Origin of the sequence: Neisseria sp. P0006.S004, from assembly GCF_051963015.1 — a bacterium.
GTDB lineage: Bacteria > Pseudomonadota > Gammaproteobacteria > Burkholderiales > Neisseriaceae > Neisseria.
In genome coordinates this window covers 28,050-54,507 of record NZ_JBQCUS010000001.1, presented here as the reverse complement: position 1 = coordinate 54,507, position 26,458 = coordinate 28,050, and the positions used below count along the sequence as shown (strand labels likewise).

General features: G+C 47.5%; 26 protein-coding genes and 1 tRNA gene. 4 read left to right on the top strand and 23 right to left on the bottom strand.

The genetic code is table 11. From position 1 onward, the window contains the following. Window positions 1-210: 210 nt before the first annotated feature. From ACTHR2_RS00270 to sdhC, 15 genes are all read right to left on the bottom strand, one after another. A complete protein-coding gene (locus tag ACTHR2_RS00270) occupies window positions 211-477 on the bottom strand; it encodes a hypothetical protein (RefSeq protein WP_036491527.1) in 267 nt (88 codons plus the stop codon). Then, complete coding sequence (locus ACTHR2_RS00265) at window positions 458-865, bottom strand: phage holin family protein (RefSeq protein WP_070632098.1); 408 nt, start codon at window positions 863-865, stop codon at window positions 458-460. Before ACTHR2_RS00265 ends, ACTHR2_RS00270 begins: the two co-directional genes overlap by 20 nt. A gap of 110 nt (window positions 866-975) precedes the next feature. Next, window positions 976-1,410 carry a DUF883 family protein gene (locus tag ACTHR2_RS00260; protein WP_049349055.1) on the bottom strand — a complete coding sequence of 145 codons (435 nt, stop codon included), beginning with the start codon at window positions 1,408-1,410 and terminating at the stop codon, window positions 976-978. A gap of 192 nt (window positions 1,411-1,602) precedes the next feature. Then, window positions 1,603-2,493, bottom strand: coding sequence for a succinate--CoA ligase subunit alpha (sucD, locus tag ACTHR2_RS00255; protein ID WP_002221113.1), 891 nt, complete (start codon window positions 2,491-2,493; stop codon window positions 1,603-1,605). 10 nt (window positions 2,494-2,503) lie between these two features. Then, complete coding sequence (gene sucC / locus ACTHR2_RS00250) at window positions 2,504-3,670, bottom strand: ADP-forming succinate--CoA ligase subunit beta (RefSeq protein WP_003675098.1); 1,167 nt, start codon at window positions 3,668-3,670, stop codon at window positions 2,504-2,506. A 71-nt stretch (window positions 3,671-3,741) separates the two neighbouring features. After that, window positions 3,742-4,029: a hypothetical protein gene (locus ACTHR2_RS00245; RefSeq protein ID WP_004519272.1), complete on the bottom strand. Its 288-nt coding sequence runs from the start codon at window positions 4,027-4,029 to the stop codon at window positions 3,742-3,744. 124 nt (window positions 4,030-4,153) lie between these two features. Then, complete coding sequence (lpdA, locus tag ACTHR2_RS00240) at window positions 4,154-5,587, bottom strand: dihydrolipoyl dehydrogenase (RefSeq protein WP_263340824.1); 1,434 nt, start codon at window positions 5,585-5,587, stop codon at window positions 4,154-4,156. Between the two features lie 259 nt (window positions 5,588-5,846). Then, entirely contained in the window at window positions 5,847-7,028 is a 1,182-nt protein-coding gene (odhB, locus tag ACTHR2_RS00235) for a 2-oxoglutarate dehydrogenase complex dihydrolipoyllysine-residue succinyltransferase (protein ID WP_002217383.1), read from the bottom strand. A 99-nt stretch (window positions 7,029-7,127) separates the two neighbouring features. After that, a complete protein-coding gene (locus tag ACTHR2_RS00230; protein WP_263340819.1) occupies window positions 7,128-9,956 on the bottom strand; it encodes a 2-oxoglutarate dehydrogenase E1 component in 2,829 nt (942 codons plus the stop codon). A gap of 209 nt (window positions 9,957-10,165) precedes the next feature. Beyond that, a complete protein-coding gene (gene gltA / locus ACTHR2_RS00225) occupies window positions 10,166-11,449 on the bottom strand; it encodes a citrate synthase (protein ID WP_440375221.1) in 1,284 nt (427 codons plus the stop codon). 124 nt (window positions 11,450-11,573) lie between these two features. Further along, entirely contained in the window at window positions 11,574-11,822 is a 249-nt protein-coding gene (locus ACTHR2_RS00220) for an FAD assembly factor SdhE (protein WP_003678830.1), read from the bottom strand. Between the two features lie 3 nt (window positions 11,823-11,825). After that, entirely contained in the window at window positions 11,826-12,533 is a 708-nt protein-coding gene (locus ACTHR2_RS00215; protein ID WP_003678833.1) for a succinate dehydrogenase iron-sulfur subunit, read from the bottom strand. Window positions 12,534-12,652: 119 nt separating this feature from the next. Further along, entirely contained in the window at window positions 12,653-14,416 is a 1,764-nt protein-coding gene (sdhA, locus tag ACTHR2_RS00210; RefSeq protein WP_004519265.1) for a succinate dehydrogenase flavoprotein subunit, read from the bottom strand. Between the two features lie 2 nt (window positions 14,417-14,418). Continuing rightward, entirely contained in the window at window positions 14,419-14,760 is a 342-nt protein-coding gene (gene sdhD, locus ACTHR2_RS00205) for a succinate dehydrogenase, hydrophobic membrane anchor protein (RefSeq protein ID WP_003678837.1), read from the bottom strand. Further along, the gene (sdhC, locus tag ACTHR2_RS00200; protein WP_004519263.1) at window positions 14,754-15,131 is read right to left on the bottom strand and encodes a succinate dehydrogenase, cytochrome b556 subunit; all 378 of its coding nucleotides are present in this window, start codon (window positions 15,129-15,131) and stop codon (window positions 14,754-14,756) included. The genes sdhD and sdhC overlap by 7 nt, the downstream gene beginning before the upstream one ends. A gap of 462 nt (window positions 15,132-15,593) precedes the next feature. Here sdhC and ACTHR2_RS00195 point away from each other — a divergent pair, with 462 nt between their 5' ends. Beyond that, window positions 15,594-15,977 carry a YkvA family protein gene (locus ACTHR2_RS00195; protein ID WP_440375220.1) on the top strand — a complete coding sequence of 128 codons (384 nt, stop codon included), beginning with the start codon at window positions 15,594-15,596 and terminating at the stop codon, window positions 15,975-15,977. A gap of 822 nt (window positions 15,978-16,799) precedes the next feature. Here ACTHR2_RS00195 and ACTHR2_RS00190 read toward each other — a convergent pair. From ACTHR2_RS00190 to dapF, 4 genes are all read right to left on the bottom strand, one after another. Further along, a complete protein-coding gene (locus ACTHR2_RS00190) occupies window positions 16,800-17,300 on the bottom strand; it encodes a membrane lipoprotein lipid attachment site-containing protein (RefSeq protein WP_371444493.1) in 501 nt (166 codons plus the stop codon). Window positions 17,301-17,454: 154 nt separating this feature from the next. Continuing rightward, window positions 17,455-18,387, bottom strand: a complete 933-nt coding sequence (gene cysK, locus ACTHR2_RS00185) for a cysteine synthase A (RefSeq protein ID WP_440375219.1) — start codon at window positions 18,385-18,387, stop codon at window positions 17,455-17,457. A 106-nt stretch (window positions 18,388-18,493) separates the two neighbouring features. After that, complete coding sequence (locus tag ACTHR2_RS00180; RefSeq protein WP_440375218.1) at window positions 18,494-19,096, bottom strand: hypothetical protein; 603 nt, start codon at window positions 19,094-19,096, stop codon at window positions 18,494-18,496. Next, complete coding sequence (gene dapF, locus ACTHR2_RS00175) at window positions 19,093-19,944, bottom strand: diaminopimelate epimerase (RefSeq protein ID WP_263340789.1); 852 nt, start codon at window positions 19,942-19,944, stop codon at window positions 19,093-19,095. The genes ACTHR2_RS00180 and dapF overlap by 4 nt, the downstream gene beginning before the upstream one ends. Before the next feature lie 180 nt (window positions 19,945-20,124). On the opposite strand from dapF, the gene ACTHR2_RS00170 reads away from it, so the two are divergent. Together ACTHR2_RS00170 and ACTHR2_RS00165 are read left to right on the top strand one after the other, a co-directional pair. Continuing rightward, window positions 20,125-20,616, top strand: coding sequence for a hypothetical protein (locus ACTHR2_RS00170; RefSeq protein ID WP_003678851.1), 492 nt, complete (start codon window positions 20,125-20,127; stop codon window positions 20,614-20,616). 139 nt (window positions 20,617-20,755) lie between these two features. Then, window positions 20,756-20,831 (top strand) — tRNA-Asn (locus tag ACTHR2_RS00165). 261 nt (window positions 20,832-21,092) lie between these two features. On the opposite strand, the gene ACTHR2_RS00160 is transcribed toward ACTHR2_RS00165, so the two are convergent. The 3 genes from ACTHR2_RS00160 to dnaX all read right to left on the bottom strand — a co-directional run bounded on the left by ACTHR2_RS00160 (window position 21,093) and on the right by dnaX (window position 24,369). Next, window positions 21,093-21,659 (bottom strand): hypothetical protein, encoded by a 567-nt coding sequence (locus tag ACTHR2_RS00160; RefSeq protein ID WP_263340785.1) that lies wholly within the window; start codon window positions 21,657-21,659, stop codon window positions 21,093-21,095. Between the two features lie 280 nt (window positions 21,660-21,939). Further along, window positions 21,940-22,275: a YbaB/EbfC family nucleoid-associated protein gene (locus ACTHR2_RS00155; protein WP_003678854.1), complete on the bottom strand. Its 336-nt coding sequence runs from the start codon at window positions 22,273-22,275 to the stop codon at window positions 21,940-21,942. Between the two features lie 90 nt (window positions 22,276-22,365). Then, a complete protein-coding gene (gene dnaX / locus ACTHR2_RS00150; RefSeq protein ID WP_263340780.1) occupies window positions 22,366-24,369 on the bottom strand; it encodes a DNA polymerase III subunit gamma/tau in 2,004 nt (667 codons plus the stop codon). A gap of 198 nt (window positions 24,370-24,567) precedes the next feature. Between dnaX and ACTHR2_RS00145 the strand changes: the two genes are divergently transcribed. Then, window positions 24,568-25,281: an aldose epimerase family protein gene (locus ACTHR2_RS00145; RefSeq protein ID WP_254321551.1), complete on the top strand. Its 714-nt coding sequence runs from the start codon at window positions 24,568-24,570 to the stop codon at window positions 25,279-25,281. 57 nt (window positions 25,282-25,338) lie between these two features. Here ACTHR2_RS00145 and mltB read toward each other — a convergent pair whose 3' ends face one another. After that, window positions 25,339-26,418 carry a lytic murein transglycosylase B gene (gene mltB / locus ACTHR2_RS00140; protein ID WP_263340776.1) on the bottom strand — a complete coding sequence of 360 codons (1,080 nt, stop codon included), beginning with the start codon at window positions 26,416-26,418 and terminating at the stop codon, window positions 25,339-25,341. Between the last annotated feature and the right edge of the window lie 40 nt (window positions 26,419-26,458).

Genomic DNA, 26,458 nt, shown 5'->3' with positions numbered 1-26,458 from the left:
TAATAATTTCAAAATTGCCGCCATTATATCTGAAACTCCAAACATTGAGGCCGTCTGAAATGTTCAGACGGCCGGTGTCTTTTGTAAAAAATACTCAACATAGATAAAGTTTCAGTTTCGGCAACACAATGACGCAGCGTCCTCAACAAGCGGCTCACACGAGCCAACAACTCGCCGCAAATATCATTTTGACCAAACCTCCGCCCTCGATTATCTCGACAAGCCCAGTATGACCGCCAATACCAGCCAAATCCAATGCCGACGGCGCGATGTAGAAAACAAAGCACGTTGAGACAGCAAACGCGTTTGACTCAACTGATACGCCACATCGGCCAACATTACCAAGCGATTAGTCTGCCGAGCATTACCTTCTTCCGCTTTACGCAGTTTCAAATTTTCCGCTTCAATCCGCAGCCGCACCAACTTGGCTTCCAAAAGCAGCAGCTCGCGCGCTTCTTCATACTCCTGTTGCTTCATCGTCCGCATCCTTGTCTATCTCACCGCGCAAATACGCAATGTCCGATCGAATATCCTGCAAGGTTTCAGCCACACGGCTGCCCTGCTCCCGATAGTCCGCCGATACTTTACGGAACAATACAGCAATAATCAGCAGGCTTACAAAGAAAATGCCGAAAAACACCCACAACGCCGCCACATCCGACAGCACGCGGTTCAAGCCGAACAGCAAACCGACCAAGCCCACCATCAACAGCGCGCCGGACAACACCAACCAGATCGCCAACCGGAACACATTCTCCGCCTGACGCGTCAAATCCAAGCTCAATACCTGCAAACGCAACAGCAGCAAATCCGCGCCCTGATTCAACAAAGCCTTGCCATGTTCAAAACGCTGGCGAATTCCCATCTTAACTATCCTTTTTTTCAGGAAAACATAAGGCAGAGGCCGTCTGCACGGCGCAATGAAATCCATGATTTCATGTGCACGCCTATTCAGACGGCCTTAACATATTCACATTAACGACGGTTCAACAACACACCGACAACCAAACCGGCCAATGCGGCAAAACCCATCGCATAATATGGTTTTTCATGCACCACTTCATCAGCTTGTTTGGCACCGCGTTTCAAACGCGCACCTGCATCGGCTTCAAATTCGGCAAAACGCTCTTTGCCTTCTTTAAAACGTTCCTGAGCCGCTTCTTCAAACTGCTCGTATTTTTCACGCGCACGCTCGGCATGATGGCGCAAACGCTCGCCGGCCTCTTCTTCAAAACGGTTCAAACGCTCTTTGGCCACAGCCAATTTCTCTTCCAATTTAGCTCGGGCTTTGCTGCCCTCTTCCGAACCGGCTTCAACACCATTGCGGTACAATTCTTCCACATCATCCATCACTTCTCGGATGTCTTTCAGCAAAGCCTCGCGACGTGCTTCAAAATCGTGTTTTTTCATGCTTCTCTCCTTGATATAGGTTGATATGGTTACAGAATATTTATCTGTTAATAAATTATAACCGTTTATTCTAAAATAAACGTTAATTTAAATAAAATTAAGTCCTTATTCTGAAAACAACCCAATGGAATTTAAAAAAGGCCGTCTGAAAACTTCAGACGGCCTTTTCAATTCAGCTTAAAGACTTAAGTCTTATGCCAAACCTTTTGCTTTCAACACTTCCAGCATGGTAGTGCCCAACTCGGCAGGGCTGCGGGTGTAAGCGATACCGGCTTTTTCGAAAGCGGCGAATTTTTCTTCGGCAGTACCTTTACCACCAGAGATAATCGCACCGGCGTGGCCCATACGTTTGCCTTTAGGAGCGGTAACACCAGCAATGTAACCGACAACAGGTTTGGTTACGTTGGATTGGATGTATTCGGCTGCTTCTTCTTCCGCAGTACCGCCGATTTCACCGATCATGATGATGGCGTCGGTATCTGGGTCTTCTTGGAAGAGTTTCAGTGCGTCGATTTGGTTCATACCAGGAATCGGGTCGCCGCCGATACCGATACAGGTTGATTGACCCAAGCCCAGTTTGGTGGTTTGTGCCACGGCTTCGTAAGTCAATGTACCGGAACGGGAAATAATACCGATGCGGCCCGGAGTGTGGATGTGGCCCGGCATAATACCGATTTTGCACTCACCCGGAGTAATCACGCCAGGGCAGTTAGGGCCGACCAAGCGGGTACCGTTGCCGTTGGTTTCCAAGTAACGTTTGGCTTTGAGCATGTCCAGAGTTGGCACGCCTTCGGTAATCACAACGACCAAGCCTACGCCTGAATCAACTGCTTCAACGATAGAATCCAAAACAAACGGAGCTGGAACGTAAATTACAGACGCGTCAGCGCCGGTTTCTTTAACAGCTTCTTTCATGGTGTTGAATACAGGCAGGTTCAGGTGGGTTTGACCGCCTTTGCCTGGGGTAACGCCGCCGACAACTTTAGTGCCGTAAGCCAGAGCTTGTTCGGAGTGGAAAGTACCGTTTTTACCGGTGAAACCTTGAACCAATACTTTGGTGTCTTTATTAATCAATACGCTCATTCTTTTCTCCTTAGGCGTTTACGGCTGCAACAATTTTTTCGGCTGCGTCATTCAGGCCGTCTGCAGAAGTCAGTTTCAGACCTGATTCGTTCAGGATTTTCGCGCCGAGTTCGGCGTTGTTACCTTCCAAACGAACAACGACAGGAACGTTGACGTTGATTTCTTTAACGGCTGCCACGATGGCTTCCGCAATCATGTCGCAACGTACGATACCGCCGAAGATGTTGATCAATACGCCTTTAACGGATTTGTCTTCCAGAATCAGTTTGAACGCTTCAACCACGCGGTCTTTGGTTGCGCCGCCGCCAACGTCCAAGAAGTTGGCAGGTTGGCCGCCTTTGAGTTTGATGATGTCCATAGTGGCCATCGCCAAACCGGCACCGTTAACCATACAGCCGATGTTGCCTTCCAGGGCAACATAGTTCAGGTCGAATTCAGAAGCTTTCAGCTCACGTTCGTTTTCTTGAGATTTGTCGCGCAATTCAGCGATTTTTGGCAGGCGGTAGAGCGCGTTGCTGTCGATACCGATTTTGCCATCTACGCAAGCCAGCGCGCCATTTTCGCGAACTGCCAATGGGTTTACTTCAAACAGGGCGAAGTCGTTTTCGATAAACGCTTTGTACGCACCGGTCATCAGTTTGACGAACTCGTTGATTTGTTTGTCTTTCAAGCCCAGTTGGAACGCAACTTCGCGAGCTTGGCAAGGTTGCAGGCCAACCAGCGGATCAACGGTTACTTTGAAGATTTTTTCTGGAGTTTCGGCAGCAACTTTTTCGATTTCCACGCCACCTTCGGTAGAAGCCATGAATGTAACGCGGCGGGTAGAACGGTCAACCACTGCGCCCAAGTACAGCTCGGTTTGAACCGGATACATGTCTTCGCAAACCAAAACGCTGTTGACAGGTTGGCCGTTGGCATCGGTTTGGTAAGTTACCAAGTTGGTGCCAATCAGGCTTTCAGCCACTTCTTTAGCTTCTTCGCGGCTTTTAACGACTTTTACGCCGCCCGCTTTACCGCGGCCGCCGGCGTGTACTTGTGCTTTGACAACAGCGAATTTGCCGCCCAATTTGTCGTAAGCTGCAGCGGCTTCTTCGCCGTTGTGTGCCAAAATACCGCCTTGTACGGGCAAACCGTAGCTAGCCAGCAGTTCTTTAGCCTGATACTCGTGTAAATTCATGGATTTCTCCTTAAGGTGAGTGGGTTTTAGGAATCGCCCTTCGGCCAATCCCATATTTTCAGACGGCCCTACTATTTACTGAAGGGCAACCACATCCGCGCAAGCAGATACATGGTTGCGCCGCCTCCTCCGAGAATAAAAAAGACAATGCCTTTTTTACGCGAATTCGGGCAGAGCAGATAAACGGCAAGGCTGAAACTGATAAACAACAATGCCACGCGCCAAACCAATTCTTTATCTTTGAAACGGTTGAGCGTATAAGTTTCGGTCATCATCACATACATTTGCCACAATGCGGCCATACACATGCTGATGATGCCCATCGGTATAAAGAAAATACCGACTATTTCTTTGTTCATAATGAATGTAAATGCTGTTTGTTTGTCTGACGGAATTATAAATCAGAAAACGGAGCTCTCGAAACATTCAATTTGTCGGAGGCCTTAAGGCCGTCTGAAAAGTTTCAGACGGCCTTAATGTCTATCAACCGTGCAAAGCGCGTTTGTCGGCCGCCAATGCAGCTTCGTGAACCACTTCGGACAAGGTTGGGTGGGCATGGATAATGCGTGCGATGTCTTCGCTGCTGGCGAAGAATTCGAGCGCAGTCACGCCTTCGGTAACCAATTCGCTGACAACCGGGCCGATCATGTGTACGCCCAAGATACGGTCGGTTTTGGCATCTGCCAATACTTTAACTGTACCTTTGGCTTTGCCCATTGCCAATGCGCGACCGTTTGCACCGAAACCTGAAGTACCTTTTTTGTACTCTACGCCTTCGGCTTTGAGCTGCTCTTCGGTTTTACCCACCCAAGCGATTTCAGGGTCGGTATAAATCACGAACGGTACGTTGTTGAAGTCGATATGCGGTTTTTGACCGGCAATGCGCTCGGCAACGGCAACGCCTTCGTCGCTGGCTTTGTGTGCCAACATCGGGCCGCGAACCACGTCACCGATTGCCCATACATTAGGCAGGTTGCTACGGCATTCGCCGTCCACTTTGATAAAGCCGCGTTCGTCTTTTTCCAAGCCGACAGCTTCGGCGTTCAGGCCTTTGGTGTTTGGAATACGGCCGATGGCAACGATCAGTTTGTCGAATACTTCGGTTTTGGCTTCGCCGGCAGCAGTTTCGTAAGCAACGGAAACGCCCTTGCCTTCAGATTTGATGTCGCCGATTTTCACGCCCAATTCGATGTTCAAACCTTGCTCTTTGGTAAAGTATTTGAAGGCTTCTTTGGCGATTTGTTGGTCGGTGGCGGCCAGGAAGGTCGGCGCAGCTTCAAGAATGGTAACTTCCGCACCCACGCGGTTCCATACGGAACCCATTTCCAAACCAATCACGCCGGAACCGATCACTCCGAGTTTGGCAGGTACTTCGGTCAGGTTCAATGCGCCTTCGTTGTCCAATACGTTCACATTGTCGATAGCGACTTGTGGCAGCGGACGCGGTACGGAACCGGTTGCTACGATGACGTGTTTGGCTTCGATAACGGTTTTCTCGCCTTTGTTATCGACTTCGATTTGGTAAGCATCGCCATTTTTACCGGCAAAAGAAGCAGTACCGAACAGGCTGGTTACTTTGTTTTTTTGGAACAGGAATTTCACGCCGCCGGTCAGTTTGGTCACGATGGCATCTTTGCGCTCAATCATTTTGGCCGCGTCGAATTTCACGTCGCCGACAGTGATGCCGTGTTCGGCAAACTCGTGTTGCGCTGCGTGGAAATGTTCGCTGGATTGCAACAGGGCTTTGGAAGGAATACAGCCTACGTTCAAGCAAGTACCGCCCAAGGCAGGGGCATCGCCAGCTTTGTTGACGCCTGCATCGACGCAAGCGGTTTTGAAACCCAGTTGCGCGGCACGGATGGCGGCAACGTATCCGCCCGGGCCTGCACCAATCACTACTACATCATATTGAGACATCGTGTCATCCTTTGCTTTTGGCAGTATCTCAAAATAAAAACGATACTTTGTGTTTCTTTTTTATTTTGAATGACTGCGTTTTGATGGTTTTAAGAAAAGGCCGTCTGAAAGTCCATATCTGCCGATTCATTCGAATCAAATGTTTCAGACGGCCTCAATCGTTCGTTGAGCCTATTGTAGCACGATACTACATTACGCTACATCTAAATAAAAATTCAGACGGCCTTTTCATTAATAAATAAAAGGCCGTCTGAAACGATTACAGATCCAACAACAGGCGAGCTGGGTCTTCCAATGCGTCTTTAATGGCTACCAAGGTCAATACAGCTTCGCGGCCGTCAATGATACGGTGGTCGTAAGACAGAGCCAGATACATCATTGGACGGACAACAACTTGGCCGTTTTCAACCACAGCACGCTCTTTAGTGGCGTGCATACCCAAAATCGCAGATTGAGGCGGGTTGATGATCGGGGTGGACATCATAGAACCGAAAGTACCGCCGTTGGTAATACTGAATGTACCGCCGGTCAGATCTTCGATAGCGATTTTGCCGTCTTTGGCTTTTTTCGCGTAATCAACAATTGCTTGTTCGATGTCGGCAATGCTCATTTGGTCGGCATCGCGCAAGATAGGTACAACCAAACCGCGTGGGCTGCCAATCGCGATACCGATGTCGAAGTAGCCGTGGTACACGATGTCTTTGCCGTCAACGGAAGCATTCACAACCGGATATTTTTTCAGGGCGGCAACAGCGGCTTTAACGAAGAAGGACATGAAGCCCAGTTTTACGCCGTGTTCTTTCTCGAATTTTTCTTTGTACTTCGCACGCAAGTCCATGATTGGTTTCATGTTGACTTCGTTGAATGTAGTCAGAATGGCATTTTCTTGTTGAGAAGCCAAGAGGCGTTCTGCAACACGGGCACGCAGGCGGCTCATTGGTACGCGTTCTTCAGGACGTGCGCCGGCAGGAAGTGCAACAGCAGGAGCAGCGGCTGCGGCAGGTTTGGCAGCGGCATTTTGTACGTCTTCTTTCAATACGCGACCGTCACGGCCGGAACCTTGCAATGCGTTCACGTCAACACCGGTCTCGGCAGCCAGTTTGGCAGCGGCAGGCATAGCGGCGTTGTTTTGTGCAGCAGCAGGAGCAGCAGCTGGGGCAGCTTCGGCAGGAGCGGCGGCTGGTGCTTCAGCAGCGGCAGTAGCAGCTGTATCGATGCGTGCCAAAACTTGGTCGGCAACAACGGTTTCACCGTCTTGAGCTACGATTTCAACCAATACGCCGGCTTGTGGAGAAGGTACTTCCAAAACCACTTTGTCAGTTTCGATATCGATCAGGATTTCGTCACGGGCAACTGCTTCGCCAACTTTTTTCTTCCATTCCAAGAGCGTGCCTTCAGATACGCTTTCAGACAGCATAGGTACTTTTACATCAATAATCATTTTGTGTCTCCAATGGCCCTTTCAGACGGCCTGTTGTGTGTTTTTAATTCTGCATATGGGCATTCCGCCTGAGCAACCTCAGACGGAATGCTACTTGATTTACAACGCCAAAGCGTCTTCAACCAATTGTTTCAATTGAGCAATGTGTTTGCTTGAGTAGCCCACTGCAGGCGATGCGCTGCTTGGACGACCGGCATAAGACAGTTTTTGCTCTTCACTGATAACGTCTTCGATACGGTGGCGGATTTGGTAGAACGCGCCTTGGTTTTTCGGCTCTTCTTGCGCCCAAACCACAGATTTTGCGTTCGGATATTTCGCCAGTTCAGCTTTAACCTCATCGTATGGGAACGGATACAGCTGCTCAACGCGGACGATAGCAACATCATCTTCCAGTTTACGCTCGGCACGACCAGCTTCCAAATCATAGTAAACCTGACCGGCACACAATACCACGCGTTTCACGCTGTCATTGCTTGCACGTTCTGCGGTATCGCCGATAACCGGACGGAAAGTCGAACCTTCGGTGAAGTTTTCTAGCGGGCTCATTGCACCTTTGAAGCGCAACAGGCGTTTGGACATGAAAACCACCAGTGGTTTGCGGTATGAACCCAAGACTTGACGTTGCAAGAGGTGAAACATTTGCGACGCTTCAGACGGCATGATAACTTGCATATTGTTCTCAGAACACAGTTGCAACCAACGTTCCACGCGTGCAGAAGAGTGCTCAGGGCCTTGACCGTCGTAACCGTGCGGCAGGATGGTGGTCAGACCGCACAAACGACCCCATTTGGTTTCGCCTGAAGACAGGAATTGGTCGATAGTTACTTGCGCGCCGTTGGCGAAGTCGCCGAATTGAGCTTCCCAAATGGTCAGCTTGTCAGGAGCGGAGCAGGCAAAGCCGTACTCGAACGCCATCACGGCTTCTTCGTTCAAGATAGAGTCGATAACCAGGAACTCGCCCAAGCCTTCGCCCATGTTGCGCAGAGGAACATAAGTACCGTCGTCCCATTTTTCGCGTTTTTGATCGTGCAATACTGCATGACGGTGTGAGAATGTACCGCGGCCGGAGTCCTCACCGGAGATACGCACGCCATGACCTTTGGTCAGCAGGCTTGCGTATGCGAGGGTTTCGGCCATACCCCAGTCGATGGCTTGTTTGCCGGATGCCATGGCTTTACGCGCTTCGATCACACGTTTTGCAGTCGGATGCAGAGCAAAGCCTTCCGGTACGGCGGTAAATTTCTCGGTAAGGCGCTCGATGTCGGCGGCAGGCAAACCGGTTTCGATTTTTTCGCGCCAATCTTTGCCTTGGTATTTGCTCCAGTCGATTTGTGTGCGTTGGAAGTTGCTCAAAGTTGTTTGTTCAACATGTTCGCCTTTGTCCAAAGCATCACGGTAGGCTTGGATGTAGCCGTCAGCCTCAGCTTGGGTTACCACGCCTTCGGCAATCAGTTGTTCGGTGTACAAAGCACGCGCACCCGGGTGTTGCGATACTTTTTTGTACATCATCGGTTGGGTCAGGGTCGGATCATCGCCCTCGTTGTGGCCCCATTTACGGTAGCAGACAACGTCGATCACGATGTCTTTATGGAATTTTTTGCGGTAATCCAAAGCGGCTTGGATAGCAAAGCAAACGCGTTCAGGGTCATCGCCGTTCACGTGGATAACTGGAGCGGAAACCATTTTCGCGATATCGGTACAGTATACGGTAGAACGGGTATCGCGGGTATCGGAAGTGGTAAAGCCGATTTGGTTGTTGATCACGATGTGAACAGTACCGCCGGTGGTATAGCCGCGTGTTTTAGACAGGTTGAATGTTGCTTGGTTAACACCCAAACCGATAAATGCGGAGTCACCGTGAATCAATACTGGCAAAACTTTATCGCGGCCGTTTTCGCCCAAACGTTTTTGTTTGGCGCGCGCAGAACCTTCCACTACTGGGTTAACAATTTCCAAGTGTGACGGGTTAAATGCCAAAGAAACGTGCATTGGGCCGTGCGGAGTGGCGATGTCGGAGCTGAAGCCCATGTGGTATTTCACGTCGCCACTAGGCAATTTGATTTCGGCACGGCCTTCAAATTCAGCAAACAGATCAGCCGGTTTTTTGCCCAAAATGTTAACCAAAACATTCAGACGGCCACGGTGTGCCATACCGATGATGACTTCTTCCACGCCGTCTTTACCAGCGTTTTGAATCAGGTAATTCAAACCGGCAATAGCGCTTTCGCCGCCTTCTACACCAAAGCGTTTTTGACCGACATATTTGGTATGCAGGTAGCGTTCCAGAGTTTCGGCAGCAGTCATTTCTTTCAAGATACGGCGTTTCTGTTCAACGTTGTAGCTTGGCGTAGACAGTACGCTTTCAAAATAATTGCGAACCCAGCGGCGCTCTTCGGTATTTGGAATGTAGATGTACTCTACCGCGATATGGCCGCAGTAGGTTTGTTTGAGGTTGCTGATGATTTGGGACAGAGGCAGTTTGCTCTGACCGGAAAAATCGCCCTCACCCATATTGAACTGAAGCGCCATATCGGCATCTGACAGACCATGGAATTTAGGATCGAGAGCTTCGATATTTTGAGGAGGAATACGTTTGAGCGGATCAAGTTGGGCTGCACCCACGCCTTGGATACGATAAGCAGAAATCAGTCGCAAAACGCTGACTTGCTTTTTCATCATCGCCTCATCCACACCGCCTGCGACGGCTGCGGCAATTTTCTTTTTAGCCAAAGTGGCAAATGATTCACGAATCGGTGTATGGGCAACATCGACAGCGACTGCGCCCGGCTGTTTACTCAAATCGGTAAAGTACTGTTTCCATTTTTCATCGACAGATTCCGGATTATCCAGAAACTTTTCATACAACTCCTCGATGTATGGCGCATTAGAACCAAACAGATAAGAGAAATTGAGTTTTTCGTCCATCATGGCGTGAGCTCTTTTCTTTAAAATATAAACAAAGGGTAGAATCCCGTGTTCTCCGAACGGAATTCAGGCCGTCTGAAATGACACTTTATTCTACCCTATTTCAAATCAAATTACCTGCTATCAACTTAATTAATTACGACCAACCTCATTGAAAACAGCAATTCGATTTTTTCAAACGACTTTTCAACAATATATTAATGTATTGTCTATTAGCGTTTATCTACCGGAACGTAATCGCGACGCTCTGCACCGGTATACAGTTGACGTGGGCGACCGATTTTCAGTGCCGGATCGCTAATCATTTCATGCCAATGAGAAATCCAACCTACACTGCGCGACAATGCGAAGATAACGGTAAACATTTCAGTTGGAATACCCAATGCGGACAAGACAATACCGGAGTAGAAATCGACGTTTGGATACAGCTTGCGCTCAACAAAGAATGGATCTTTCAGTGCAATTTGTTCCAATTCCATCGCCAGTTTGAATTTAGGACTGTCTTCCAAGCCTAATTCTTTCAAGACTTCATAACAGGTTTCGCGCATGATGTTGGCTCGTGGGTCCATATTGCGGTATACGCGGTGACCGAAGCCCATCAAACGGTATTTGCGTTGTTTCACACCTTCCATGTATTCGGCAACATTAGACACATCGCCAATTTCGTCCAGCATCTTCAACACAGCTTCGTTTGCACCGCCGTGTGAAGCACCCCACAGACAGGCGATACCAGCAGCGATACAGGCAAATGGGTTCGCGCCTGAAGAGCCAGCCAAACGCACGGTTGAAGTTGACGCGTTTTGCTCGTGATCGGCATGCAAAATAAAGATGCGGTCGAGCGCGCGGGCCAATACTGGATTAGGTTTATATTCTTCACATGGTGTGGCAAACATCATGTGCAAGAAGTTTTCAGCATAGGAAAGGTTATTTTTAGGATAATTGAACGGCAGACCGTTGGAATAACGGTAACACATTGCCGCAATGGTCGGAATTTTGGAGATTAAGCGGTAAATCGCGATTTTGCGGTGCTCAGGATTGGCAATATCCAAGCTGTCTTGGTAGAAAGCAGACAAAGCGCCAACCACGCCAACCATCATCGCCATTGGGTGCGCATCGCGACGGAAACCGCGGAAGAACCAAGTCAGCTGTTCATGCAGCATAGTATGGCGACCGACTGTGGTATCAAATTCTTTTTTCTGTTCAGAGGTAGGCAGTTCGCCGTAAATTAACAGATAGCAAACTTCCAAGTAATCGGATTTTTCGGCCAGCTGCTCGATAGGATAACCACGGTAATACAATAGACCTTCATCGCCATCAATATAAGTGATTTTGGATTCGCAACTTGCGGTTGACACGAATCCGGGGTCGAAGGAAAACAGACCTGTATTTTTAGTCAAAGTACGAATATCAACCACATCATGGCCGATACTTGCTTCCAATACTGGCAGTTCCAAGGTCTCTTGATTTGGGGTGGTGAGCTTGACTGATTTAGACATTCTTAAACTCCTTTGTAAGTTGGGGCTTTCGTTGCCGCTCAAGCGGCACGGTCCTTTTTTTCAGACAGCCTCAGTATGGAAAGAGCTTGTTCGGATTGGCATCGCAAACAAGCTCTATAACACGTCATGCCTGTCTGATTTTTTCAAGCATGGGAATCAGGTGTTTCTTGTCCGTTGCCGAATGTCCGTTAATCAAGGCAAGCAACTCTTGGTCTTGAAATTCGAGGATTTCGGAAAATTCGGACAACTCCTGATCACTCAGGTGCTCGAATTCTTTTTCCATAAACCTACCGAAGATTAAGTCTAATTCCAACAATCCCCGGCGGGTTTGAAAACGGATTTTCCGTTTGGCAATATCGTCAAAAACCATCATTTCTTAAACGGCTCGTTTCAACATAATCTCTTTAATCTTACCGATGGCTCGGGTCGGATTCAAGTGTTTAGGACATACGTCTACGCAGTTCATAATGGTGTGGCAACGGAACAAACGGTATGGGTCGTTCAGATTATCCAAACGCTCATTAGTGATGGTATCACGGCTATCCGCAATGAAACGGTAAGCATTCAGCAAGCCAGACGGACCAACGAATTTATCAGGATTCCACCAGAATGACGGGCAGGCAGTCGAACAGCAGGCGCACAAAATACACTCGTACAAACCGTCCAACTCTTTACGCTCTTCCTGAGTTTGCAGACGCTCTTTGTCCGCATCGATAGGGTTGTCGTTGACAACGTAAGGTTTGATTGAGTGATATTGTTTGAAGAACTGGGTCATATCCACAATCAGGTCGCGGATAACAGGCAGACCTGGCAGAGGGCGGATTTTAACCGGCTGTTTCAGGCTGCGCAGATCGGTCAGACATGCCAAGCCGTTTTTACCGTTGATGTTCATACCGTCAGAACCGCAAATACCTTCGCGGCAAGAACGGCGGAAAGACAATGTATCGTCTTGTGCTTTCAGGCGCACTAAAGCGTCCAAAAGCTTAACGTCGGTTGGTTCCAATTCCAACTCGTAACGTTGCATATAAGGTTTGGCATCAACGTCCGGGTTGTAACGGTAAATTTCAAAACTCATTTTTTCCATGAGAAGTGTTCCTTTTCTCATAAACTGCTCAATGATTTTGTATTATGAATTCAAGCAGTTCAATGTGGGTATGGTTAGGTTTCAGACGGCCTTTAAGGTAAAGGCCGTCTGAAAACTCATCAATAAACGCGTTTAGCCGGTTTGATGTATTCCACGCTCAAAGGCTTGGTATGTACCGGTTTGTAAGACAAAGTATTGGTATCTGAATGATACAGGGTATGTTTCATCCAGTTTTCGTCATCGCGCTCAGGATGGTCGTCTGAAGCGTGTGCGCCACGCGATTCTTTACGTGCTTCGGCAGACACCAAAGTCGCTTTCGCTACTTCAATCAGATTATCCAATTCCAAAGCTTCGATACGCGCGGTATTCCATACTTTGCTCTTGTCTTTGATTTCAGTACGTTTCACGCGCTCGGCAATCTCCATGATTTCTCGAACGCCTTTGCTCAGAATCTCATCGGTACGGAACACACCGGCATGCAGTTGTACGGAGCGTTGCAGTTCGCGACGCAATGCATCAACGTTTTCACCATCGGTTTGGTTGTCTAAACGCTCGATACGTTGGCGGGTCAATTCACCGGCATTAGCAGGCAGAGGTTTCCAGTCGCTTTGCTCTTTGATGAATTTAATCATACTGTCGCCGGCAGCTTTACCGAATACCACCAAGTCCAACAGGGAGTTGGTACCCAAGCGGTTCGCGCCGTGTACGGAAGCACAAGCGCACTCACCTGCTGCATACAGACCTTTTACAGGCACTTCGTAATCTTCACCTTGCGGAACAACAACTTCGCCATGGTAGTTGGTCGGAATACCGCCCATCATGTAGTGGGTAGTCGGCACAACAGGAATCGGGTCTTTAATTGGGTCGATACCGGCAAACTGAATGGAAATCTCACGGATGCCCGGCAGTTTTTCCATAATTTTTTCTGCACCGATATGGTCGATTTTCAGCAATACGTGGTCTTTGTTTTTACCACAGCCGCGACCTTCGTAAATTTCCATCGCCATCGCACGGGAAACCACGTCACGGGAAGCCAAGTCTTTTACGGTTGGAGCGTAACGTTCCATAAAGCGTTCGCCATCGGCATTCAACAGAATACCACCCTCACCACGTACACCCTCAGTAATCAATACACCGGCACCGGCTACACCGGTCGGGTGGAATTGCCAGAATTCCATGTCTTCCAACGGAATACCTGCACGTGCACAAATACCCAAACCATCACCGGTATTCATATAAGCATTGGTTGAAGACGCATAAATACGGCCGCCACCACCGGTAGCAAACATCACAGCTTTAGCGTGGAAAATATAAACTTCGCCGGTTTCCATTTCCATGGCAGTTACACCGACTACGTCGCCGTTTTCATCACGAATCAAATCTTGTGCTGTCCATTCCACAAAGAATTGTGTATTGGCACGGACGTTTTGTTGGTACAAAGTATGCAACATCGCATGGCCGGTACGGTCGGCAACTGCACATGCACGTTCTACCGCACGTTTACCGTGTTCGGCAGTATGACCGCCGAAAGGACGTTGGTAGATTTTACCGCTTTCCACACGGTCAAAAGGCATACCCATGTGCTCCAACTCAATTACGGCTTCAGGCGCAGCGCGACACATAAACTCAATCGCATCTTGGTCGCCCAGCCAGTCGGAACCTTTCACGGTATCGTACATATGCCAATCCCAACGGTCTTCCTGCACATTACCCAATGAAGCAGAAATACCGCCTTGAGCCGCTACAGTATGAGAACGGGTTGGGAACACTTTAGACAAAACAGCACAATTCAGGCCGGATTTAGACAATTGGAGGGCTGCGCGTAAACCTGCACCACCACCGCCAACAATCACGGCATCAAACTTGCGAACAGGAAAACCCATATTTACCCCCAAATTACTTTAACTGAATACACCAAGCAGCCTACCAACCAAACGATGGTGGCAACTTGTAAAAACAAACGCAGGCCGAAAGGCTTAATGTAGTCCATCCACAAATCGCGGATACCTACCCATGCATGCAGGAATACGGCCAAGAAGCTCACTTGGGTAAATACTTTCACCCAAGTCTGATCAAAAAATGCCTGCCATGCCGAATATTCTTTAGGCAACGTAAACAAAACAACCAAAAGAACCACGGTGTACACCAGCATGATGACCGCAGTTGCACGTTGCATTGCCCAATCGCGCAAACCGTAATGCGCACCTGTCAATTTACGTTCTACCATAACAAAGCTCCCAAAACGACGGTCAGAATCAAAGCAGAAGCAAATACAACTTTAGCAGTAGTACGGGCAGTATTTAATTCCAGGCCTTTATGCACATCCAAAAACAGAAAGCGGATGCCGGCAAAGAAATGGTGCAGATATGCCCACAACAGACCGATGAGGATCAGCTTCACAAACGGATTGGAGATAGCAGAACGATATGCTTCAAACGACGCTTCGCGATCCAGCGTTCCAGAGAAGAAATACAAGAGAACAGGCAGCATCACAAACAAGCCGACGCCGCTGATACGGTGAAGAATAGATACAATCCCCGGTATGGGCAATCGGATATTCGGAATTTCCAAAAATACCGGGCGTGATTTGGCGGACATGGTCAGTTCCTCTAGATTTATTATCAGCTCAAAACCTATAGCTCAGCACTACAATAAGCTACATAAACCATAATTTACCTGTTTTATCTCATTTTGAACAGTGCAATTTATGAATGCTCTAATGATTTTTACCAAAAGACCAATAAAATCAAACAATCATTCTTAGATTTTTTTTTGCGTGGCTAGCCTTTTTTGTTACTTTCCTGCAATTAAGCCATCTCCCCATCAAAGCACTTACAATAACATCATTATGATTTGAGAATTGTATCTATTGTGAGATAAATTCTCACTCTTGATACCTAATCTTTACAAAGGCATAAGCTATTCTTAACTTATTACCATTGCATTATCATCATTACTCTTACATAGTTATACATTCAAAGACATTTCATCTATCCCTAGATGGACTAAAATACAGTGCAATACCAACAATGTTTCCATACCTTATAAGGAAGCTGCATCATGACACACTCCCCTCATCAAAATACACCCGATCCAGAGAACTACATCCCCTCCTTCCGCCGTCGAAATTTAGACACATCCGGCTTTATGAAAAAACTCGGACGCTTTGCCGGCCGTCTGGGCAAACCTGTCGTCCGACAGCTTTATGCACTTTATTACCTTTGGGAATCCGAACACACGCCCAAACGGGCTAAAATGATTATTGTCGGCGCACTGGTTTATTTCCTCAGCCCTATCGACAGCATTCCCGACCTTCTGATTCCATTTGGCTTCAGCGATGACATTGCCGTCATTGCGCTGGTTTATTCTCAGATGAAAAACTATCTGACCGAAGATATTCAAGAAAAAGCCCGTCAAGCGGCTGACAAGCTGTTTGGTTCTTAACAACATGCACCGACCACAAGTCGGACACACTTTTTCTTCAAATACACCTAAATCGCCTATGAAAAACCACTCTGCACTTTCTGCCTACCTTAACAACAGCCAGGGTGATTCCCTGACCTTAGCTCTCGCAGTGTAAGAATTTCACTTCGAAAAACCTTATAGGCTTATTACTGGCGATATCGTGCACCACTAGAACAGACAGACTCGTGTTGCATCGGCAAACAACGTTTACAATACAGCAAAATAAAAGGCCGTCTGAAACCTAAAATCTAGGTTTCAGACGGCCTTTTCTCCATCATATCTCAACTTATGATGACTTCCTATTTTTTTGAACCTTCTTAGAATACAAATAGTCAATAAAAATCCCACATGAAACAACGAAATATACACCTGAAATAAACATATACAGCATAGTAATCAAACCCTGCCCCATATCTCCACAACAGGGAGGCGTAGAAGACATCCAATACAAATACAGATATACTCCATTAATAATCGATGTAATCGCAAGAGAAGTAAAAATATATCTCTTGAAACAAAAATAGGGGAGGCATAAAAAAAACTGCAATAACAGACTCAATCCTGCAATCTCTACAGCCTCTCTTGACTCATTCGCTCCTAAATCAAAATATTTCGACCATGCATAAGACCATATAACCATAACGACAGAAATAAAAACAGCCGTAGTCAATAAATAGAAAAAACGCTGTTGTTTGTTTTGAAATTTTAAAAACATCATATTAAATAGAATTCAACGACACACATACATATAAAAAGAAGGCTGCCTGAATATTCAGACGGCCTTCTCAGTTTATGACTTTTTTATTTCAAAGGTTGCATACCCATAACTTCCATCAGGAAGTTGGTAAATGCAGGATTGCTTGGCTTAGTATCCATGTTTTTCCAACGTTGCTGCCAACCGCGCAAAGCACCTTGGATGTACTGTTTGGATTGCTCGGTAGTAATTTCACCACGCTGGCTGTCAACGGCAGAACGCAGATAAACTTCGTACATACTGTCATCGACAGAGTTGCGTCCCACTTGTTGGATACGGAAGCGGTTCAAATATTGTGCAGCCTGAACTTTGGTCAGACTACCTTGGCTCACTTGGGTACTCAAGCGACGTGCTTCATCATGAATCTTGGAAACATCTGCCCAATGCGAAGGAGCCAAATGATAACCGGTAGCTGAAACTTGTGAATCAGCCTTAGGCTTTTTGACGTTGGTTGGTCGAACTGGCACTTCTTTCAAAGTCGGAACATAAATCGATTCACAACCGGCAAGTGCCGCTACAGCAAGGATAGGAAGAATGTATTTTTTCATAATGCGCATTATAAGCATGATTCGTTGAAGAAACCAACTTTTGAATAACGGTATTCAAAACAGATTAACTGAATTACAACAGATTTCATACGATATCTCAAGCCCATACGCAAAAAAGGCCGTCTGAAAACGGCCTTTTAACGACAATCCTATATTATGCCAAATCGGCAAACAGAGGCGTAGAAAGATAGCGTTCGCCATATGATGGCAACAAGACAACAATCAGCTTGCCTTCGTTTTCAGGTTTTTTAGCCAGTTGCAATGCGCTCCATACCGCGGCACCGGAAGAAATACCTACCAAAATGCCTTCTTTTTCAGCCATAGCGCGCGCAGTTTCAAACGCTGCCTCGTTAGGTACTTTGGAAATGCTGTCGTAAACAGTCGTATTCAAAACGCTGGGGATAAAGCCTGCACCCAAACCTTGAATCGGATGCGGGCCTTTCTCGCCACCACTCAATACTGGGGAAGCTTCAGGCTCGACAGCCACGATTTGAACTTCGGGTTTGTATTTTTTCAACACTTCGCCCACGCCGGTAATCGTACCGCCCGTACCTACACCGGCCACGAAAATATCCACTTTACCGCCTGTATCGCGCCAAATTTCTTCGGCAGTGGTTTTGCGGTGAACTTCAGGATTAGCCTCGTTATCAAATTGGCGCGGCATAAAGTAAGTATCTGGATGTTCGTCCACCAAAGACTGGGCTTTAGCGATAGCACCTGCCATACCTTCAGCAGCAGGAGTCAAAATCAATTCTGCACCAAACGCACGCAGCAGCATTTTGCGTTCTTTACTCATGCTTTCAGGCATAGTAATCGCCAATTTATAACCGCGGGCCGCACACACCATTGCCAAACCGATACCGGTATTGCCGCTGGTTGCCTCAACGATAACGGTATCTTTATTGATTTTACCGGCTTGCTCGGCCGCTTCAATCATGGCTTCGGCAATACGGTCTTTTACGCTGCTGCCCGGATTGAAAAATTCAAGTTTAACGGCGATTTGCGCTTTCAAACCTTCGGTCAGGCGGTTCAGTTTCACCAGAGGTGTGTTGCCGATCAGCTCGGTAATATTATTTGCAATTTTCATTTCCTGCTCCTGATTTAGATGTAATACAGCCTGCATATTAAACTCAGGCTGTCTGAAAAACCAATATCGAAAATTTCTTTCTTTATAACTTTTGGTTCAAGCGCGGTCAATATCCACTGCGCTCAAAAATCAATGCAACGGCAACCACAGCCTGCATCACGACGGCAACCATCCAGCCTGCCCACATCTGCCGCATACTGAAAAGAGAGGCAGACTGCTTGCAAACAACCACTCTGTGCAGATAAAACACCAGCATCAGGACGCCCTGCAATGCAAACCAATAAATAGGTTTCAAAGCATAAATTTTCAGTAAGGCCGCCCATGCAAAAACCGCGCCAGCCAGCGGCAAGATGAAATAAACCACGCCTGCCAAGAAAACAAAAGCCAAAGTCATGACGACATTGGAAACCGCAAATAAGGTCAAACCGGCATATTCGCCTGCCGACCAAAACTTTTTGTCTTCCGTTTTACTGCAATCATCAATAAAGAAGAAAATACTGGCGATTGTCAGATAAAAATGGGGGATGAACAAAGGGCCTGTATGCGTAAAGCCCCACATTCCGGGCAACAAGCGTGCGCCCAGTGCCGAAATCCCCAGCCACAACAACACCGTAGCCCACAACCATTGAAACCGCTGCGCGCGAAAAATAAACGCCAACGATACCGCAGCATACGCGACAGCAAACCAAAAATCCAAAGAAACCATCATGAATACTGCAACTCGCCTTCAAAAACGGTTTCAGCAGGGCCGGTCATTTGCACATCGCCACCTTCTTCCCAACTGATAAACAATTCGCCGCCAGGCAGAGTAACACGCACAGGCGCACCCGCTTTCAGCAAACCATTGCGCACGCCTGCCACCACCGCCGCACACGCTCCGGTGCCGCAAGCCTGAGTTTCCCCTACCCCGCGTTCAAACACACGCAGGCGGACTGACAACTCATCTTCAACCTGCAAAAAGCCGACATTTACCCGTTCAGGAAACTGCTCGTGTGATTCAATAGCGCCGCCCCAATGCTCCACCGGTGCGGTTTCAACATTATCAACCAAAATCACCGCATGCGGATTACCCATATTCACACAGCTTACCGGTACAGACTCCAAACCGACCAAGACAATATGTGTCAACGCATCTTCATTTTCACCATGTGCAGGCACAAACGGAATTTCAGACGGCATGAAACGCGGTTTACCCATATTGACGGTAACCAAACCGTTATCCAACAGCTTCGGCACAATAATCCCTTTGGCCGTTTCGACTAAAATTTCCGTTTTATTCGTCAAACCCTTATCCGCGACAAAACGCGCAAAACAACGCGCTCCATTGCCACACTGCTCTACTTCCCGACCATCGGCATTGAAAATGCGGTACCGAAAATCGACCGCATCAGAAGAAGGCTTCTCCACTACCAAAAACTGATCAAAACCCACGCCGCGATAGCGGTCTGCCCATTGGGCAAGCGGCGCAGCCAACGGATCAAAGTCCTGCTCGATGGCATTGACCACCATAAAATCATTGCCCAAGCCGTGCATCTTCGTAAATTTCAAAGTTTTCATTATTCATTCACATTCTTATTAAATCATTATTTCGGCACATTCTACACTAGAATGATATATTCGTTTCTATCTTGTTTTTCAGACGGCCTTGCGCCCTTTTACCAATACTAACACCAGCTACCCCGCAAAAATACTATACTTCCCACATTACAAACATTTTTTATTACAAGGATACACATTATGAAAAAAGTTCTCTTACCAGCCCTTTTGGCAGCTTCACTCAGCGCATGTACAGTCGGCACGCCCGGCGTTTCCGTCGGCTTAGGCGTCGGCACCAGCATCGGCCGCCACGTCGGCTTGGGTACATCCATCAACATCCCTGTCGGCTTGGATAAAACCAAAACCACCAAAGGCACGGATTCAGACGGCATCCGTATCTCAGAAGAACAAATCGTGACCTATTTTGATGCACACGGCACACCCAGCAACAGCGCAGTCAAAGGCGGCTTCCATCGCCAACTGATCAGCAAACGCAACAACGAATATGTCGTCCAAGACTTTTACAGCGACAACAGCCAAAAACGCACGGACCCCTACGTCCTCAGCCGCAACCAACTGATGCAGTTCCGCGCCACGCCAAGCAACGGCTCGCTGACCACTTACGCCTACAACGGCACGGTAATGCAGCAACAAGTATTCCAAAACGGCAAATTGGTTAACGCCAAATACTAAAGGCCGTCTGAAACGGCTGGGGAACATGTGAAACTTGATTACAAAATATTTTTAACATTCAAACATTTGAAATATTTTGTACCATTTTCTTGAAAATATGGATTGACACATTTTTTCCAGCCATTATAATACGCCCCATTCCCCGATAGCTCAGTCGGTAGAGCGACGGACTGTTAATCCGCAGGTCCCTGGTTCGAGCCCAGGTCGGGGAGCCAAATTTCAAAAGCCTGAACTGCTGTTCAGGCTTTTTTACATCAATAAGGAACGATTGTTCTTTCTCAAAGAAAGCCCTGAATCCTCATGAGACCTTTGTAAAAGTCTCTATCCGCCAAACTGGCAACCTTACGCCCTACCAGCTTAGTTTGGCGAACAGGTGCAAACAGCCCGTAACCTTTTTTCAGTCAGGTTTCGGGCTGTTTCATTTTTTTGAACAAACGGCATCTTTTCAGACGGCCTTGTCCATCAAATTTAGCACATCATTTCACACACGGATTATCTAAAACGACCGAGACATTGCGTTCGGCTTTGTTCATATATGTCATGTGTATTTTCTTGCCTTTGAATTCTGCTTCGATGACGGATTCCAGCGTGGCGACATCTTGGATGAAGCTGAATTTTTTGTCTTTTGCGGAAATGAATTTGACCGGTTTTTCATGGAACAGCGAGTAGAAAGACACGCCTTTATTATCTGCAGTCACGGCGCATTGCGTTTTGCTGTCAGTGGCGATGACGGAGGAAAGCGTATGGGGCTTGTGGGTACGGTCGGCGAAGGTGGTGTAGGAATCATACGACCCGAAGCTGGTTCTTAATGCGAAGGTATTGCCAAGCCATTCATAGCTTGTCCTGTCTTCGGGAAGATTTTTTTCGATGACTTTTTTGCCTGCGTAGAAAGAGCATTCTTGGGTTTTGTGGTTGCAGACTTTTTTGACGCTGAACTGCTTATCCGGAGAAGTAATGACGGTTTCGGCGGCAAAGCTGTTTACGCTTGCTGCGGCGAACATACAACTTAAAAGAAGTGAGCGGATGGGAAGGGACGGTTTCATTTTGTTTAGTGTATCGGTTGGTTTTTATAGTGGATTAAATTTAAATCAGGACAAGGCGACGAAGCCGCAGACAGTACAGATAGTACGGCAAGGCGAGGCAACGCCGTACTGGTTTAAAGTTAATCCACTATAATATTGATTGAGCGGGTTTGAATGCAGTGGCACACTCAATATACCTACGGCGGAATAACTTTTCAATCTGCAAAACAGATAATCCAAAGGCCGTCTGAAACTGATTTTTAGTGTTTCAGACGACCTTTGTTTGCTTTGCGGCGCGGGTTTAGCGGAAGAAGTCGCCCATGCCTGCAGGCAGGCCTTGGGTAAACGCACCCATGGTTTTGTTGGTGGTTTCTTCGGCTTTTTCAGAAGCGGCATTGATAGCGGCCAATACCAAATCTTCCAACATTTCTTTGTCGTCAGCGGCTTCTTGAATCAAATCAGGGCTGATTTCAAGTTTGCGGACAACGTGCGAACACGTCATCACAACTTTTACCAAACCATTGCCTGCTTCGCCTTCAACTTCGGTTTCAGCCAGCTTGGCTTGTGCCTTTTTCATATTTTCCTGCATTTGTTGAGCCTGTTTCATCAGGCCGCCTAATCCGGCTTTTCCGAACATATTTTACTCCTATGGGTTTGAATAAATGGGTTTCACTCATGCCGTCTGAAAAACGCTATTGCCTTTCAGACGGCCTTGTATATCAGTATTTTAAGAATGCCCTGCCAACTCTAAAGAATCCGGCAGCCATTGTGCTTCAAAGGTTTGCAAGATTTTCTGCGCCGTTGTATCCGCTTCCAGAAAATCTTGCGCCTGCTGCCGCCCTTCTTCTTGAATACGTTTGCGGCGCATCACCGGCGTTTCCCAGCCTTTATCATCTTGCCAAGGCTCGGTTTGCAGCCTTAAATTGCCAAGATGGTATGCCTCGCTCAACGTCTGGCAGATTTTGTCCAAGCGCTCTTTATTGGCAGTGGCTTTGGCTTCATCCGTCAACGACAGCATGATTAAACCTGCTTCCGCATCATAACTCGTCCATGCCGCATTTTGCGCCAACATCTGCGCTGCGCCTAATTTACGGGCAAAGCGTTCGATAATGCTGTGCCAATTCTCTGTTTTAAACTCAGGCAAAGGAGTGAACTGAAGCTCTTCATCATCCCCCTCCTCTTCTTCAGACTCAGCAGATGCAACCGGCTGTGGTACTTCCATCACATTAGCATGATGTGAATCTTCATATGTATATGCTTCATCAAAAAACGGAGGCGGAATTTCCTCATCCATGTGCGGATATTCTTCCGGCTCAGAGGCCATCTGAACTTTTGCAACAGGCAATGACTCCGCAGTTTCTTGCATCTGCACCGCTTGAGTTTGAGGCGGCTCAGCCGATACTTGGCTCAGCATGTCTTCCCAAGGCGGTACATCCGCCTGTTGTTGCTGAACAGGCTGAACGGTTTCTTCAGACGGCCTTTCAACGATATCCCGTTTAGTCGGAACAGCCTCTTTCTCAACCGCCGGTGCTGCTATCGGCTCAGATTTCGGCAGCTGAAAAGGCTTTTTTTCGGCCTCAGCTTTCTGATGATCGGAATGCAAATCCGTGTGTTCAATCTGACTTTGCGTATCACAACCCGAAGCGGCCAACGGCGCAAATGCAAGCATGCGCAAAAGCGTCATGACAAAACCGGCATACTCGTCCGGAGCCAGCGGCAAATCCTGTTTGCCATGAATAGCACATTGATAATAAAGCTGAATCTGCTCTCCACTCAAAGCCTGACTTAATCGCAGCAAAGTTTCACGTTCAGGGTCATCATTTGCCAAGGCGGAAGGAATGGTTTGAATTAAAGCCAAACGTTGCAACAACATGGCCAATTCTGCCAATGCGCTGTCAAAACCAATCGCTCTGGCGGACATTTCCTGAGCTTTTTCCAGCAAGGCCTCACCGTTTTGATTGATGATTCCTTCAAGCAATTCAAACAAGTATTGTTTATCGACTGCTCCGATCATTTGGCGGACATCTTGTTCGGCCACTTTACCCGACCCCATGGCAATCGCCTGATCCAAAAGGCTCAACGCATCGCGCATCGAGCCGGCGGCGGCACGGCCTAAAAGTTGCAAAGCCTGTGGCTGATAAGGAACGTTTTCACGATCCAAGACATGTGCCAAATGCTCGGCAACCTGCTGGGTTGTCATGTTGCGCAAAACAAACTGCAAACAGCGGCTCAATACGGTAATGGGGACTTTATGCGGATCGGTGGTCGCCAAAATAAATTTAACGTGTTCAGGCGGTTCTTCCAAAGTCTTCAGCATGGCATTGAACGCGCTTTTGGAAAGCATATGCACTTCGTCGATGATATAGACTTTGTATTTACCCGCTGTCGGCGCGTATTGGGCGTTTTCCAACACTTCGCGGATATTATCGATACCGGTATTCGATGCCGCGTCGATTTCCAATAAATCCACATAACGGCCGCTGTCGATTTGCGTACAGCTTTCACACTGACCGCATGGTTCGCCATGCACGGCATTTTCGCAGTTCAAACTCTTGGCCAAAATCCTGGCAATCGTGGTTTTACCCACACCGCGCGTCCCTGTCAGCAGATAGGCATGGTGCAGACGGCCTTCGTCCAGCGCGTTGCGCAGGGCTTTGACGACGTGTTCCTGACCGACCAAATCGGCAAAGGTTTTCGGGCGCCATTTTCGTGCAAGAACTTGATAAGCCATGTTGTTTCTCTACGGGAAATAAATCGGAAGGCCGTCTGAAAAGAATTATCCGCTTTTCAGACGGCCTCAGAAAATGGCATATATTCTAGCATTTTTTTGATTTTTATTAAGGATTTTCTATCAAGCCGACAGCGACAGCATGTCATCGTAATGTTATAATACTACATAAATGATAAACAATTTGAAACTTAAATCATTATGACTGAAATCATACTACACAACAAATCAGCCACTATGCAAGTCAATACAATAGGCGGATATATTGACTCCCTGATTCTAAAAGGACGGGAAGTCTTATTTCCGAAAACCAGCGTCCACGTGGGCGATGATACAAAATTACGCGGCGGCATGCACGTTTGCTTACCCCAATTCGGACCGGACAGCAAAAATCATCTGGCCCAACATGGTTTCGGCAGAACTTCAGACTGGGAAATCCGTCATCAAAATGAATCGGATATCGGCTTGAAATTAATCAGCACAGAAAAAGGCTATGAACACGTCGAATGGTTGCTCGATTACAGCCTACCTAACGAAAATGAAGCCATTGCCATCCTGACCGTCTGCAATTACGGCGAATCGCCCGTCCGCACGTCCCCAGGATTCCACCCCTACTTTACCGCTGCCGGCACACAATTTGATTTCAACGGCGCACCATACGATGCCGACTATATCTCCCATACCGAATTTGTTTCCTCCGACCAGGATGCACACGTTGCATTTGACGGCTTGAAACTAGATATCCGCACCCACAATCTGCCTGTGTACGCACTCTGGAGCGATCGAAACGGCCAATATACTTGTGCAGAACCAACCGCAGAAGGCAATGCGTTTTTATCCCCTGCCCGAGGCGGACAATTTGTTTCAGGGCACAGTAAAAAACGTTACGCCATGAAAATCAGACTGATGGCTTAATCCCCTTACAAATCCTCAATATCCAAAAACCACCCCGAAGGGTGGTTCTCTTATGGCTTACAGACCATTGTTATTGATTGCATTCGCAATATCGCGTACCGCTGTTACATACATGCGGCTGTGGTTATATTGCCATACCGTGTAGAAGTTATTCAGGCCCAAATAGTATTCAAATACGCCCGGGCTGGTTTCCAAAGCATACAATACAGCCTTTTCATTATCCGCAACAGCAGCTTGAGGCACGACACCCAAAGCTTTGAAATCTGCGACAGTGCGCGTCAAGGCAGTTTTCTCATCGATAATCGCCTGCAAGTGCGGAGTAATCGACAGACTTACCGGCACAACCATCTTACCGCCGAGCTGCCAGCCATGCTGTTTCATATAATTGGCGACAGAAGCCGCCACATCGCCGACATTATTCCAAATATCGCGATGACCATCACCATCATAGTCCACCGCCCATTTACGGTAGCTTGAAGGCATAAATTGCGGCATGCCCATCGCGCCGGCATAGCTGCCTTTGAAGTCAAAGATATTTTCTTTTTCTTCTTTTGCCATCAGCAAAAGTTCGCTCAATTCGTTTTGGAAAAATTCGGCACGGCGGGGGTAATCAAAGGCCAATGTACTCAAAGCATCGGCAACGCGGAAGCTACCCGTATTTTTGCCATAATTGGTTTCAATACCAAGAATCGCCACAATCAATTCCGCAGGTACGCCGTATTTGCGTGCCACATCATCAATTACAGCACGGTTTGCCGCATAGAATTGTCTGCCACCATTAAATTTGGTCGCACCGGAGTTACCGGTACGGAACTCATACCAAGGACGCGAAGTGCTTGGGCGGTACATAATGGTAATAATGTTGCCTTTATACACCACGCCATTGAAGAAGTTACGCAACTCTTCCGCACTGAAACGGCGGTTTTTCACTTCATATTGGATAAACTGCTGAACATTGACGTTTTCATTAAAACCGCTGCTGGCAACAGATTCAGCCGCAGCATCAAATACAGGTCGTTTTGCAGAGGAAACAGGCTCAACCGGTTTTGCCGTATCAACAGCAGGCTTTTGCGGAGTGCCGCATGAAGCCAGAGCCAAAGCAGCCAGACCCATCCCAAAGATTTTGATTTTATTCATAAATAATCTCTTTATTAAATACTATGATAAATCCGAATAC